At 63.5% G+C, this 13,854-nt stretch carries 11 protein-coding genes; 9 read left to right on the plus strand and 2 right to left on the minus strand.

All coding sequences use genetic code 11. The features are described from left to right. Window positions 1–179 precede the first annotated feature (179 nt). Window positions 180–1,172 (plus strand): Gfo/Idh/MocA family oxidoreductase, encoded by a 993-nt coding sequence (locus LDN85_RS17740; protein ID WP_263422070.1) that lies wholly within the window; start codon window positions 180–182, stop codon window positions 1,170–1,172. Window positions 1,173–1,200: 28 nt separating this feature from the next. On the opposite strand, the gene LDN85_RS17745 is transcribed toward LDN85_RS17740, so the two are convergent. Beyond that, on the minus strand, window positions 1,201–2,700 hold the full coding sequence (locus tag LDN85_RS17745; protein ID WP_223943699.1) for a sulfatase-like hydrolase/transferase: 1,500 nt from the start codon (window positions 2,698–2,700) through the stop codon (window positions 1,201–1,203). A 142-nt stretch (window positions 2,701–2,842) separates the two neighbouring features. On the opposite strand from LDN85_RS17745, the gene LDN85_RS17750 reads away from it, so the two are divergent. Further along, a complete protein-coding gene (locus tag LDN85_RS17750) occupies window positions 2,843–4,066 on the plus strand; it encodes a substrate-binding domain-containing protein (RefSeq protein ID WP_223943700.1) in 1,224 nt (407 codons plus the stop codon). 28 nt (window positions 4,067–4,094) lie between these two features. Here the strand turns inward: LDN85_RS17750 and LDN85_RS17755 are convergent, their stop codons facing one another. Then, entirely contained in the window at window positions 4,095–6,467 is a 2,373-nt protein-coding gene (locus LDN85_RS17755) for a polysaccharide lyase 8 family protein (RefSeq protein WP_223943701.1), read from the minus strand. Window positions 6,468–6,767: 300 nt separating this feature from the next. Between LDN85_RS17755 and LDN85_RS17760 the strand changes: the two genes are divergently transcribed. The 7 genes from LDN85_RS17760 (at window position 6,768) to LDN85_RS17790 (ending at window position 13,773) form a co-directional block, all read left to right on the plus strand. Then, the gene (locus LDN85_RS17760; RefSeq protein ID WP_091552034.1) at window positions 6,768–7,355 is read left to right on the plus strand and encodes a DinB family protein; all 588 of its coding nucleotides are present in this window, start codon (window positions 6,768–6,770) and stop codon (window positions 7,353–7,355) included. A gap of 65 nt (window positions 7,356–7,420) precedes the next feature. Further along, window positions 7,421–8,431, plus strand: coding sequence for a phosphodiester glycosidase family protein (locus LDN85_RS17765; protein WP_223943702.1), 1,011 nt, complete (start codon window positions 7,421–7,423; stop codon window positions 8,429–8,431). Continuing rightward, window positions 8,428–9,573 (plus strand): bifunctional glycosyltransferase family 2/GtrA family protein, encoded by a 1,146-nt coding sequence (locus LDN85_RS17770; RefSeq protein WP_223943703.1) that lies wholly within the window; start codon window positions 8,428–8,430, stop codon window positions 9,571–9,573. Before LDN85_RS17765 ends, LDN85_RS17770 begins: the two co-directional genes overlap by 4 nt. Next, a complete protein-coding gene (locus tag LDN85_RS17775) occupies window positions 9,573–10,355 on the plus strand; it encodes a DUF4956 domain-containing protein (protein WP_346347051.1) in 783 nt (260 codons plus the stop codon). Before LDN85_RS17770 ends, LDN85_RS17775 begins: the two co-directional genes overlap by 1 nt. A 23-nt stretch (window positions 10,356–10,378) precedes the next feature. Next, window positions 10,379–11,140 (plus strand): polyphosphate polymerase domain-containing protein, encoded by a 762-nt coding sequence (locus tag LDN85_RS17780; RefSeq protein WP_223945488.1) that lies wholly within the window; start codon window positions 10,379–10,381, stop codon window positions 11,138–11,140. A gap of 44 nt (window positions 11,141–11,184) precedes the next feature. Beyond that, window positions 11,185–12,807 carry a carbohydrate-binding domain-containing protein gene (locus LDN85_RS17785; RefSeq protein ID WP_223943704.1) on the plus strand — a complete coding sequence of 541 codons (1,623 nt, stop codon included), beginning with the start codon at window positions 11,185–11,187 and terminating at the stop codon, window positions 12,805–12,807. 465 nt (window positions 12,808–13,272) lie between these two features. Continuing rightward, a complete protein-coding gene (locus LDN85_RS17790; protein WP_223943705.1) occupies window positions 13,273–13,773 on the plus strand; it encodes an ATP-binding protein in 501 nt (166 codons plus the stop codon). Window positions 13,774–13,854 lie beyond the last annotated feature (81 nt).

Raw genomic sequence — 13,854 nt, forward strand, 5'->3', positions numbered from 1 at the left:
TCCGCCATCATCAGGCCCTTCCCTGTCACAGCCACGACGGTCCACTCCGATTAGGCATGTATTCCTCCCTTGGGGCTCCCCAACAATCAAAGTGATCCGCGCGGGCAGGCAGTGTCCGCGCTTCGGCCGCGATGTAAAGAGGGAAATTGATACGACTGGGAATCATTGGGGCCGGTGCCGTGGCACACTTCCACGCGGAATCTGCCGGGCGGATCAACAACGTCCGCTTGGCTGCGGTTTGCGACCTTCAGCAGGAGGCAGCGGCGAGGGTTGCCTCGCCGTGGGATGCGCAGGTTTACACGGACTATATGGCCATGTATCGGGACGCCGCACTGGACGCCGTCATCATCAATACCCCGCACGCCTTGCACTTGGAGATGGTGCTGGCCGCGGCAGGACATGGCTTGCACGTGTTGGTGGAGAAGCCCATGGCTACCACGGTTGCCGACTGTGAACGCATGATCCAGGCATGCAGGGAAGCCGGGGTTGCTTTGGTGGTGGGCCAGATCCAGCATTTCCTGCCGGAGAAGCTCGCCGCGGAGAAGGTGCTGGCCAGCGGCGAACTCGGCCAAGTCCTGATGATCCGTGACTACCGGACCACCGACTACCGCCCTGGAACCCGACCGGACTGGTTCTTCAGCAAAGCCATGGCCGGGGGCGGGGCCCTGATGAACATTGGCGGACATTGCCTGGACCGTTCCATCTGGTTCGGGGGCGCGCCGGTCGAGTCACTCAGTGCCTCGACGCTGAACCGCTTCGGAGTTCCGGTGGAAACGGACGGTGCCATGTCGCTGACGCTTCGAAATGGTGTCCACGTCAGCATCGTCATTGCTTCAGACTCAACCCAACGCATGGACGAGGTTCTCATCGTGTGCGAACACGGCACGGTTTCCTGCAGCCCTCACAACGGAACGCTGGTCCGCACACATGGCACCACACGGACTGTCTGGAAACCCCGTCCTGAGGATATCCAGGAAGGCTTCTTCCTGCAGTTGCAGGACTTCATCGAAGTGCTCGACGGCGGGAGACCGAAAGTCAGCGTTGAGCACGCCCGCCACATAGTAGAGGTGGTCCTGGCCTCCTACGAGGCAGCCGGAACCGGTGGCGTCCGGCTCCTCAGCCCGACCGGCAACACCGCTGCTGGCGGACGGGTGCTCAGCGAAGTCCCCTAGTCCGGAGGCCGGCTGGTGCGGCGGCCGGCTAGGACGAAAGGCCGGCTGCGGCCGTTCCGTCCCAGTTGGGTGGCGTGAAGGCTCCCAAGGGATCCTCCACTACGGACGCAGTCTGCCCGGCCCCTGCCACCGGGAGTGAACTCCCGTCGAATCCCGGGACGGCATGACGGTGAAACCACTCCTGGAGCTGGCCCCTCATACCGGCTGCGCGGAGGGCATGAACCGGGTCATCCACAAGGTTGTCCCGTTCGTCCGGATCAGCCACCAGGCTGTACAGCTCGTGTGGCCCATGGGGGTACCGGTGCACGTACTTCCATTCCGCACTGCGAATCATCCGAACCGGGCCATACTCGTCGAAGACCACGACGGCGCGGTCCCCCGCGGCGGCGGATTGCCCGCCGTCGTCGGGGTTCCCGCCGCTGCCAGTCCGTGCAGGGTCCGGCAGCCCGCGCAACAACCCTGCGAAGGACTTCCCGGGCCCCTCCTCGAAGGGCCCGGCGTCCAGTCCGGCCAGCTCCAGGACCGTTGCGGCTGCATCGTAGGCCGACAGCAGTTCCGTCAGGACGGCTCCCTGCCTGATCCGGCCGGGCAACGCGAAAATGGCCGGGACTTTGATGGACGAGTCGTACACGTTCTGGGGAAACGTCCCGTTGCCCTTCCCCCAAATACCGTGGTGGCCGCAGTTGAAGCCGTTGTCGCTACTGAAGATCACCAGGGTGTTGTCCGCAAGGCCAAGGTCCTCCAGCCGGCCCAGGACCTCGCCGATTCCTACATCCATGGCACTCACTGCGGCAAAATATCCCACCAGGGCTGCCCGTACATCGGCCTCACCCCCGATGGGCACGCCATTGACAGTGGGACTCCACGGATGGAGCGGTTCCTGGGGGCAGCTCGTGAAGGCACAGTCAGCGTAGAGCTCCCCGAATTCGATCGGATGCTGGCCTTTCCACGGCTTGTGGGGTGCGGTGTAGTTGATGGCCAGGAAGAAGGGCTCCGGCCGAGTGGAGGCCTTTTCGATGAAGCCCAAGGCGTCGCGGGTGATGGCGTCCGTCAAGTATCCGGTGACCTCTTCCCGGTGGCTGGCGACGCCGTCGTACCTGTACATCACTGCCTGGTCATAAGGGCTTCCGCCCCCTTCCAATGCAAACCAGTGGCTGAAGCCTCTCCTTGGGGTGTCGTTGGCGCCCAGGTGCCATTTGCCCGACAGGCCCAGGCGGTAGCCGGCGTCGGCCAGATCGTCGGTGAAAAGGCGCTGCCCCTGCAAAAAGTCCACCGCCTCCGGTCCCGTTTCGACACCGGCCAGATAGTCATGGACGCCGTGACGGGAGGGAATGTCTCCGGTCATCAGGCTGGCGCGGGCCGGGGAGCACACGGGCGAGGCACAGAAGAAGTTCTCCAAGCGCGTTCCGCGATCGGCGAGCGCGTCCAGATGCGGAGTGTGGATCTCGTCGTTACCGCCGCATCCCAGCGCCCAAGCGCCTTGGTCGTCACTCAGGATGAAAATGATGTTCGGTTTTTTATGGGGCACTCCTCATTGCTACGTTTCGTTGACGCGAGGAATCAATGAGCATTCCCAAAATCCTTGGCACGGGGTAGGGATTCCTTCTTAAATACTCCCTGAACCGTGGGGCAAGATGGGAGAAATTTCCGTTCCCAGGTGAAGGTGGATCATGCCAAGGAAAAACCCCGAACCCGCCACGGGCGAATCCGCGCCTTTGACTGTGCGTGACACCGCCAAACAAAACCTGAAGTTCCAGAACCTGAGTGACAACCTGCGCAGGGGTATTTTGGCGGGAACTTGGGCGGTGGGAACCAAGCTGCCCACTGAGCAGCAGCTTTCCCTGGATACCGGGCTTTCGTTGACCACAGTCCGGCGGGCGTTTGAGGACCTGGTGGACAAGGGCCTGGTGGTTCGTCGGCAGGGTGCCGGGAGTTTCGTGGCGCCGCAGCGTTCGCAGAAACGCTCCCGCTTCGTCATCGGCGTGCTCCTGCCGGACACGCAGCTGTACTACCCGCAAGTGCTGCAAGGCATCGAGGAACATCTCTCCGCCCGCGGCGCCAGCTTGCAGCTTTCCACGTACCACTACGATTTCACGCGCGAGAACGCCAGCATCGGCTTCCTTCTGGAGGCCGGCGTTGACGGGCTGATCCTGGTGCCGACGCTCACCGGATTGGACAACCCCCAACAGAGGGTTGCTGAGCTGATGGCCCTGCCGGTTCCAGTAGTTTTGTTGGAGCGCAGCCTCGACGATCTCGGGCCCGGGGACCGGACCGAACACGTTTGTTCGGATCACCAAGGCGGAGCGTACGACGCCGTGATGCACCTTCACCGTTTAGGGCACCGGAAGATCGGGCTGCTGACGCGGGCCAACGAGGCTGCCCGGAGCAGCAACCCAACGCAGGCCGCCGTCATGGCCGGGTACGCTTCCGCAGTAGAAGTCCTGGGACTGGATACAGACGGACACCACGACATGGCGTTCAGCGCTACCAAGCCCGAATGGGAAGCAGATCAGGCAGAGCACATGTTCCAGCTGCTGGCGGCCAGCGGCGCTACGGCGGCCTTGGTCTTCGGTGACAGGGAAGCAGCGTTGCTGGAAGGGGCGGCAGCACGGCATGGAATCCGGGTTCCGGAGGAGCTGGCTCTGGTCTCCTACGATGACGAAATGGCAGACCTCGCCCAGATTCCCCTCACTGCGGTTTCCCCTGCCAAACACCGGCTCGGAGTGATGGCCGCCGACGTCCTGCTGCGACGGCTGACCGAGGGCGATGCCTGTCCCCTCCATCAGATCCGCCTGCGCCCGAGAATAGTGGTGCGCGATTCCTGCGGGGCCAAAAAGGTTAGCCCCCTCCAGCGCGTTGTGGGGCCTGTTCTGCATCCATTGAGGGCCAAATAGCTCGCAGAACAGGCCTCACAACGAAGGTCTAGCGGCGAAGTTTCACTAACTGCGTCACGCCATTGAGCCCGGCCGTGGCAAGCGTCAGGGTCGTCCGTCCCTCCGCATCTGTCCCCAGCGTGCCAGCGCCTTCGAGAACGCTGGTCCACGAACCCTCCGGAAGGGTCAGGGTGAGGCTCGCAGCCTTCTGCGTCGGCTCACTGACCGCCAGGCTGAGGACGTTGCCGTGCCGGGAAATCACGACGCAGGCAGGGCCGGAGGCGCCCAGCCCGCCTGCCGTCCCGGGCTTCCAGAACGTGGCAGCAGTGGTCTTCTCTGTCTTGAACTCCACCGACTGGGCAGTGGCGTCGTTGCGGATCACTACGTGCTTATTGGGCTTGGCGAGTTTGCTGGACTCCATGGCCGAAGCTCCCGGGGCCACCACATAGGCATAGCTCTTCGCTGCAGAACCGGCACCGTGGTCCAGGTAGATGGTGGCGTAGTTCCGCTGCTGCACCGTGCTGCTGCCGTTGATGTTCACTTGCGACCAACTCCCGGACCTGGCCTCCCGCAAGACGGTCAGCGGAGAGGAATCCAGGACAGCGTAGCCACCAAACCCCTCCAAATGAACCCACCGGTCCCCACTCAGCACAACAGCGTTCCCTGCCGTTTCAGCAACGGTGCCGGACGCCGTCGTGAGTTCATTGTTTCCTTGGTGGAGGTTCCGGTGATCGAGGATGGTTTCCAAAGGCGCCCCGGACGCGGAAGTGATGTCGGCGCCGAGGCAGACAGTGACGCTCCCGCTGACGAACCAGGACTTCCGGGCGGACAAGCCGGTACGGCCCGGACCCACCAGATGCTGTCCGACGGCGGCTACTTCACCGAGCGCTGTTGAGCCGGTCCATTCATTTGCAGGGACGGCAGCGCCCCATTCGCCCTCGACCTTGTCCGGCAAAGGGGTGGTATCGACGGTGGTGCCGGGCAGGCGGTTGTAGTTGGCGGTGGCCCAATACGCGTCATCGTATTGGCCGAGGTCCGAGGTGTGGAAGTAGGTCATCCCTGACCCCGTGTGATAGCCGCGGTTGTTCTCTCCGTTTCCACATTCGTACCAGGCAATCCGGTTGCTGGCCATGGAGAGGGACAACGCCCAGCCGGGCCCCCGGTGCATAGTCCGGTCCATCGCAGGGAAGAGCCGGTGACCCGGAGATTCAGGCACTGGCGCGATCCCGGAAGCCAACAACTCTTTCACCAAGGCCGTCCGTGGGACGCTGGCCCCGGCAAGAATGGGTCGGTACGTATTGCGTGAAATCCAGCCTTGGCAGAGGCCCCTCCACCTTACGGCTGTGTCATTGTCCATCGCCCGGGCCAAAAGCAGGATCGCCTCGATGCTCGTAGCAGCCAGGTCATATCCCGTGTTGGCTTCACGGCTGATGCTCCGGCCGCGCACCGAATCTGCCATGGCTCCGTTGATGATCAGGGGGGCGAACGATCCCTCCACTGCGTCGAAGAAGATGCTGCGCGAAGGATCGGAGACCTCGTAGTCGGTTCCGCCGAGCAGGGCGAACAGCTTTGAAAGCCCGTTGAGCAGAACCACACCGTATGAACCTGTGTAGGGCGTCGTGCTGTGCTGGATGAAGGAGCCGTCCCTGAAGATCCCGTCGCCACTGGTGACGTATTGCCACACTTGGCTGAGTCCTGCGATTGCGTGCTGAAGTTTAGGGGTGTCTTCCCCCGCCAGTGACCGGATGATGATTCCCTGGCACAAGTCCACCCGGTTGGCTCCCACTGAGGTGACCTTGCCGCGCTTCGGCGGGAATTGCAGCCAAGGATCGGGGACAAAGTGGTCAATGGCCGCCGAATAGGCCTGGATCTCAGCTGCGGACAGCTCGCCGTGCAGCAGGACCATGGCGTCGGCCAATGCCCGCGGAACCCCGATCTCCCACGACCACCAGTTGCCAACCTCTTCTTTGGCGTCGTTGTAGCAGAGGGTGTTGGCATCGGCGAGGCCCGCTTTGATGTCCGTCAGCACTCCGGCGTCTCCGAACACCGCAGCCGTTGGCGTGGCCCAGGCCGTGGCCAACTGGGAAAGCCGTGTATACGTGGTGACCATTTCTGCGTCCTTGGCGAAGGACAGATCCGTGAACACCGATGTCCTGCCGGCGGCCCTGTTGAGCTTTGCAAGGGAGTCGGCGGCCTTCGCGTTCAAGGCCGCCACAGCGTTGGTGAAGTCCGGATCCCCTGTCTGGATCACGGTGCGGCCGGTGATCTGGTCTACCCAACGGTTTCGCAACGCTGCGAACTGAGCGGCATCCGGCCCCGTTTCCGCCCAGGCGTTGCCGGCGAACATGGAGCTGGCCACAGCGGCCAGAGACAGGGCACCGGCACCCTGCAGCAGGGTCCTTCGGGGGAATTGAAGTGACAAGGAGTTGCTCCTAACACTCGTGGCTGGACTCACTCCGGCGTCTTTCGCCGGGACCGCCACTGGCTTGCGTTGTAGTCAACGCGAAGTGGAAAGGAGGAATAAAGCAGTACCTTGGCTCTGCTGCCAAGTCGCGGGAAACGTGCATGGCCCCCGGGAAGGCTGCCAGCCCCCTGTGTAAGTTCCGGCGATCCGGCAGGGTTTCCACGAACCCACGGTCGAGCACGAACCCGTCGCGGCGGAGCCCCTCCATCTGGAGGCGGAGCCCCAATACCGTCACACCCCTTCGGTAGAGTGCTCCCCATGGATGACAAAGCGATGCTGCTCGGTTACTTGCGCCTGCGCCGCGCGGACCTGCTGGGCAAAGTGGAGAACCTCAGCGAGTACGACGCCAGGCGGCCCTTGACTCCCACGGGAACCAACCTTTTGGGCTTGGTGAAGCATGTGGCCAGCGTGGAACTGGACTATTTCGGGGTGACGTTCGGACGCCCCAGCGGCAGGGAGCTGCCGTGGTTGGCGGAGGACGCCGAGCCTGATTCCGATATGTGGGTGCCCGTTACCGAGACCCGGGAGGAGATCCTGGAGCTGCACCACTTCTCGGCCAAGCACAGCGATGAGACCATCGAGTCCCTTCCCTTGGATGCGCCGGGCGTTGTTCCATGGTGGTCCGAGGAGAAGAAGAACGTGACCCTCCACCAAATACTTGTCCACATGTGCGTGGAAACCGCCAGGCATGCCGGGCACGCGGACATCATCAGGGAGCTCATCGACGGCTCCGCAGGACAAAGGCCGGGCGATCCGAACATTCCCACGCGTAACTCCGAGGAGTGGGCTGCGCACCGGTTCCGGATCGAGGAAGCAGCCCGGGAGGCCGACCGCCGCGGCTTCTGAACCTTCACAGCCCACGCATAAGTCGGGCAAACCTCCTGCGTAGCCTTGCTCCGTAGAAATGAGGCATGACTCCTCCACAGACTGAACACCGTAAGGGCGGCCGGACACGGCGCGCCGTCATCTCCGCCGTTCTGGCGGTCACTCTTTCTGCCGGGGGTGCCGCAGCCTGGGCTTTGGACCGCTTCGTGGTTCCGCACGCTGAGATCACCAACGTCTCCGAATACGAGGCAAGCCAGACCGGCACCACCACAAACGGTTCGACGACGGACGCCACCTCTGCTGAGGACGGCACCTCTGCTGATGCGTCGCCTGCGGCCGCCGTGGTCACCGATACCTCCTACACCTCGGGCGACACCGGCGTCACCGTCTCCACGGTGACCACCGGCAGCGGCGACGACACCGTCACCTACTACGTTGCCGACGTCGTGCTTGATGATGCAACCACGCTGAAGTCGGCGTTCGCCGAGGACACCTATGGCGAGAACATCACCGAAACCACGTCCGCGATCGCCCAGGACCACAACGCCATCTTCGCCATCAACGGCGATTACTACGGTTTCAGGGACACGGGCATCGTGATCCGCAACGGCGTGGTGTACCGGGATGAGGGCGCACGGCAGGGCCTGGCTTTCTACAAGGACGGGACCGTCAAGGTCTACGACGAGACCACCACCAGCGCTGAGCAACTCGTCGCCGACGGCGTCTGGAACACGCTCTCGTTCGGGCCGTCGCTGCTGGACAACGGGGAGATCGCCTCCGGGATCGAGGACGTGGAGGTTGATACCAACTTCGGCAACCACTCCATCCAGGGTGAGCAGCCCCGCACCGCCGTCGGGGTCATTGACGAGAACCATCTGGTGTTCGTGGTGGTCGATGGCCGCAGCCCCGGCTACTCAGCAGGCGTGACCATGAACGGACTGGCCGGGATCATGAAGGACCTCGGCGCTACCACCGCTTACAACATCGACGGCGGCGGTTCCTCCACCATGTACTTCAACGGCTCCCTGGTGAACAACCCGCTTGGAGAGAACAAAGAGCGTGGCACCTCCGACATCCTCTACATCGCCCAGTCATGATCGTCCTGATACCGGCCTATGAGCCGGACCACCAGCTCACCGCACTTGTCCGAAACCTTCAGGAAGCCGATCCATGGCTGACCATGGTGGTGGTGGACGACGGTTCCGGACCGGACTACCAACAAACGTTCGACGACGCCGCCCGGCTTGGGTGCCATGTGCTCAGTTACGCCGTGAACGGCGGGAAGGGACACGCCCTCAAAAGCGGGTTCGCTTTCATAGCCGAACGGTTCCCGGGGCAGGACGTTGTCTGCGCGGACAGCGATGGCCAGCACGCCGTGGCCGACATCCTGGCCGTGGCCGATCGTGTCCGTCATGTCACAGCGGCGATGATCCTTGGATGCCGGAACTTCACTGGAAGTGTCCCGGCCCGCAGCAGGTTCGGCAACACAGTGACCCGCGGCCTGTTCAGGCTGGCGACAGGGCAACGGGTTGCTGATACACAAACGGGCTTGCGCGGATACCGGGCCGACATGCTCCCTTGGCTGCTGACAGTCCGTGGCCAACGCTACGAATACGAACTGAACCTGCTGCTGGAAGCGAAACAGGCAGGCTACGGCATCGAGTCCGTGGAAATCGCCACCGTCTATCTGGACAACAACTCCGGATCGCATTTCAGGCCCGTGGCCGACTCCCTGAGGATCTATGCGCCGCTGTTGAAGTTCCTGGGCTCCTCGTTGTCCGCGTTCGTGGTGGACACGGTGATGTTCCTGGTGCTGAGCGCCGTCACGGATTCGTTGCTGCTGGCAGTTGTGGGTGCCCGGCTGGTCAGTGCCTCGGTGAACTTCCTGGTGAATCGTCGGCTGGTCTTTGAGCACGGCAAGGACACCTCGTTGCGTGCCGCGGCTGCTGGCTATGTGGCCCTGGTGGTTGTCCTGTTGTCGGCCAACTACGCCGCCATGGCCACCCTCACTTCCCTTGCCCTCCCGGATGTGCCGGCCAAATTGCTGACCGAGGTGGCCTTGTTGGGCGTCAGCTACGGCGTTCAGCAGCGATTCCTGTTCATCCGCAGGGCCCGCACCGCAGCATCGGAAACCGATGGCACCGAAACACATATCCCCGCCTTGGTCCCGGCACAGTTTCAGCACAGCATGCCCGGGAAAAGTGGAGATCAATCCCCCAAGAGATTCCGGAGCAACTGATGAATACCATCATCCTCATCGCGGCAGACCTGGCCGCCATCACCATTTTGACGCTTGCCCTCTACCTGCGCCGCCACCGGCGCCGTGATTTGGTGGTCTCCTACCTGGGCATGAACGTGGGCGTCCTGGCAGTGGCCACGGCTTTGTCCGGTTCGGCTGCCGGCGTTGGCCTGGGACTTGGCTTGTTCGGTGTTCTCTCCATCATCCGGCTCCGCTCCACGGAACTGGCCCAGCACGAGGTGGCCTACTACTTCTCGGCACTGGCCCTCGGCCTGATCGCGGGCATCGGCGTGGAGCCCCTCTGGCTCACCTTGGCCCTCATGGCACTGGTCCTCCTGGTGATGTTCGTTGGAGACAACCCACGGGTACTGCCCGCCTACCGGCACCAGACAGTGGTCCTGGACAGGGCCATCAATAACGAGCCCGAGCTCTACGCCCGGTTGGAGGAAGTCCTCCACGGCACCGTGCATTCGGCCACCATCCAGGAGTTGGACATGGTCAACGACAAGACGATCGTTGATGTCCGGTACGCGGTGCGCCCGCAGCAGCCCCGACGCTCGGATCTGGGCTTCGACCAGCCCTCCGGGGCGCTCTCTCCGGCACCCCGGGAACTGCCGGCGCAGCCCCTACACAGGGCGCAACCCACCCAACCGTCCGCACCCACCCAGCCGTCCACACCCACTCCGCCCGCACCGGGCCAGCCGTCCACACCCACTCCGTCCGCACCGGGCCAACTGTCCACCCCCACTCCGTCCACACCCACTACGGCTGGTGTAGCGTGAGCCGCGTCGAGGCCCAACCGGTCATGCCGCAACTGGGCCAACTACCCGCCGTCGGACTTGAAGAACTCACCACGGAAGCCGGGCTGCTGACCCGGGTTGACCGCAAGTATCTGGTGCCGTCGGCAACGGCCCGGGCGATCCTCAGTACGTTCACCACGGAGGCCCGGGTGCTGGAAATGGACGGGAACCGTACCTTCTCCTACGACTCCGTTTATTTCGACACCCCGGCGCTGGACAGCTATATGCTGGCGGCCCGTGGCCGGCGGCGGCGGTTCAAGATCCGCACCCGAACTTACCTGGACAGCGGGGTCAGCTTCCTGGAAGTGAAAACCGAAGGTGCCCGCGACGCAACGGTCAAGGAACGGATTCCGTACCAGTTGAGCGACCGCGAGCGCCTGACCGAAGAAGGTTTGGCGTACGTGAATGAGACTCTGGCCGCCACGATCGGCGATGCCGGGTTTGGACCCTTGGACCCTGTGCTGTCCACCCGCTATGACCGCACCACACTGTTCCTCCCCGGGTCCGGAAGCAGGGCCACCATCGACTCCGACGTCACCTGGCAGAGGCCCGATGGCCAGGCTTGGATGCTGGACAACGCTGTGGTGGTCGAGACGAAATCCGGTTCCGCCCCTGGCCCGCTGGACCGGCACCTTTGGGCACACGGCGTCCGGCCTTGCCGCATCTCGAAGTTCGCCACCGGCATGGCAGCACTTCATCCCGCGCTTCCGGCCAACCGTTGGAACCAAACACTCCGCCACAGGATGCCCCTGCGTCCCGCCTGCTGACATCCCGTCCGCTGACCTTCCCTCCACAGACTTAGGAACCCACCATGCGCTCTTTCCGTACTGCCCTCTCCGTTGCCGCCGTAGCCCTGGCCGTGTCACTGGCAGGCTGCTCCACGGCCGCCACCAGCTCATCGTCCACCGGCACCACCTCCAGCAACACCGGCAACTCAAGCACCACCTCCACCCAGCAGGCAGTCTCCGCCGCCACCATCGAGGAAGACACCCATTACGACAGCGACGACCTCACGTGGGATGCCGCCACTGAAGTGGCTGTGAGCCTGGCCGACGACGGCAGCAAAGTGACGTCGTCGGCCTCCACCGGCGTGGCCGTAGACGGCAATACCGTCACCATCAGCGCGGCAGGAACGTACCGCCTCAGTGGCTCGCTGAGCGATGGCCAAATCGTCGTAGCGGCGGGCGAAGAAGACACGGTGCGCATCATCCTCGATGGCGTCGAGCTGGGCAATTCGGCAGGTTCGCCGTTTGTTGTGCAGAGCGCGGATGAGGCGATCGTGTTCCTGGAAGACGGCAGCACCAACACCCTGACCGACGCCACCACCTATGCCGACCAAGGGGATGACGCCCCCAACGCAGCGCTCTTCTCCATGGCCGACCTCACCATCGCCGGCACCGGTTCCCTCACGGTCAATGGGAAAGCCAACGACGGAATCGTGTCCAAGGACGGCCTGGTGATGGCCGCCGGCAAGGTTACCGTGGACGCGGTGGACGACGGCATCCGCGGCAAGGACTACACCGTCTTGTTGGACGGCGCCTACCAGGTGACCGCGGGCGGGGACGGCATCAAAGCGGACAACGACGCCGATGAAGGCCGCGGCTGGCTGCTGGTCAGCGGCGGCTCGCTGACCGTCAATGCAGGCGACGACGGCGTGAAGGCGTTCAACACCCTCACAGTTTCCGGCGGAACCGTCACCGTGGCCGAGTCGGAGGAGGGACTCGAAGCCCAGCACATCGCCATCTCCGGCGGCGAGGTCACCGTCACATCGAACGACGACGGCGTGAACGCCTCGGGCGGTTCGTCCACCTCAGCGTCCACTGACGCCGGCGCCGCCGCTGGCATGGGCGGCGGTATGGGCGGACCCGCTGGTGGCGGCATGGGCGGCGGCGAGATGGCGGCAGGCGATTACTCCGTGGACGTATCCGGGGGAACACTCACCATCAACTCCGAGGGCGACGGCCTGGACTCCAACGGCAGCGCCACCATCTCCGGAGGAACAGTGGTGGTCAACGGCCCCACCAACGACGGCAACGGGGCTTTGGATGTAAACGGCGAGCTGGTAGTAAGTGGCGGAACCGTCGCAGCAGCCGGCAGTGCAGGCATGGCGGTCACCCCTGGCACCACGTCCACGCAGTCAGGGGTGCAAGTGACCTTCGATTCGTCCGTATCGGCTGGCACTCCGGTGCACCTTGTTGATTCATCCGGTGATGTGGTTGCCACATTCGTGACCACAAAGACCACTGCATCGCTGGTCTTCTCTTCCCAGGCCATCACCGACGGTGAGAGCTACACGGTGTACACCGGGGGCAGCGCCAATGCCGGGGCAGGCCTGACCACGGGTTCCACTGACGGAGCCCAGAAGCAGGGCACGGTGACTGCGGGCCAGTACACCCAGGCCCAGGGCCCTGGTGGAGGTGGCGGCCGCCGGTAGGCCCGACTCCCCAAACGACGTTGCGATTCGAGGGAAGCACCTCTTCCCGCCTGGGTGAGCTGGCCCTGTTGGAATCCTGTGGCTTCGTTACCCCTTTTCACTGTTTTGCTGGCTGAAATCAACCTTTTTGGTTTTCATTGAGCGAGCTGAACGGCGAAAGTGGGTAGCGAAGCCACACGTCGTTCGGCAGGGATGAACTTCCGGTCCCAAGTGCGTGCCGCCTGATGCTCACCGCCTTGGACCAGAGGAGGTAGCCCACACCCTTCAGCGCCCGACGACGACACTCGCCTGCCGTCGTCGGGCGCTGTTTTGGTTCGTGCGAAAGGAGGAGACGGGCCCCCGCAAGCCTCCCTCGCAAACTTGATGCGAACTTGAGCCAAACGGAAACGTTCCTTGATAAAGCGGCGCCACGCTGGAATCAGTCGGAACACCCATACCGAGGGGTTTCGGCAACGAATTCCAAATATGAAAGACAACGATGTGGGGGACGCAATGGAGCAGTCATCAGCACTCAGTGAGGTAGTTGCCGTCAAGGGCATCATCCAGGACCAGCACCCCGTGGATTTCTACGCGCTGGGCGTCGCAGGATGCATCGACCGCCTTGCCGCGCCGCTGCGCCGGACCGGCATCGCCGTCCACTGGCAGACCCCGCATCATGGCATCGAGATCTCCTCTTCGGCCGCCGCACTGCTCTACCACGTGGCCCAGGAGACCTTCAGCAACACCCTCAACTACGCCAACGCCACGGAACTCACCGTTCGCCTCAACGCCGTTTACCACGGAATCCAGATCACTATCACTGACGACGGCAGCGGATTCGAAATCCACGCAGCACCCAGTGGCCGGCGGCACGGTTTCGGCCTGCTGCTGATGTCCATCGCAGTGCACGACGCCGGCGGGACAGTAGACATCGACTCCGCCCTTGGGCGGGGCACCAGTGTGAGGGTCACCCTGCCGCTGGATTGAGTCCGATTTGGGACCATTTTTGGGCTTCCAACCATGGCCCAATAGCGTTGCCGGACGTATTCTGTAGCTACTTTTCAGCCT

Source organism: Arthrobacter sp. StoSoilB20 (assembly GCF_019977295.1).
Classification (GTDB): domain Bacteria; phylum Actinomycetota; class Actinomycetes; order Actinomycetales; family Micrococcaceae; genus Arthrobacter; species Arthrobacter nicotinovorans_A.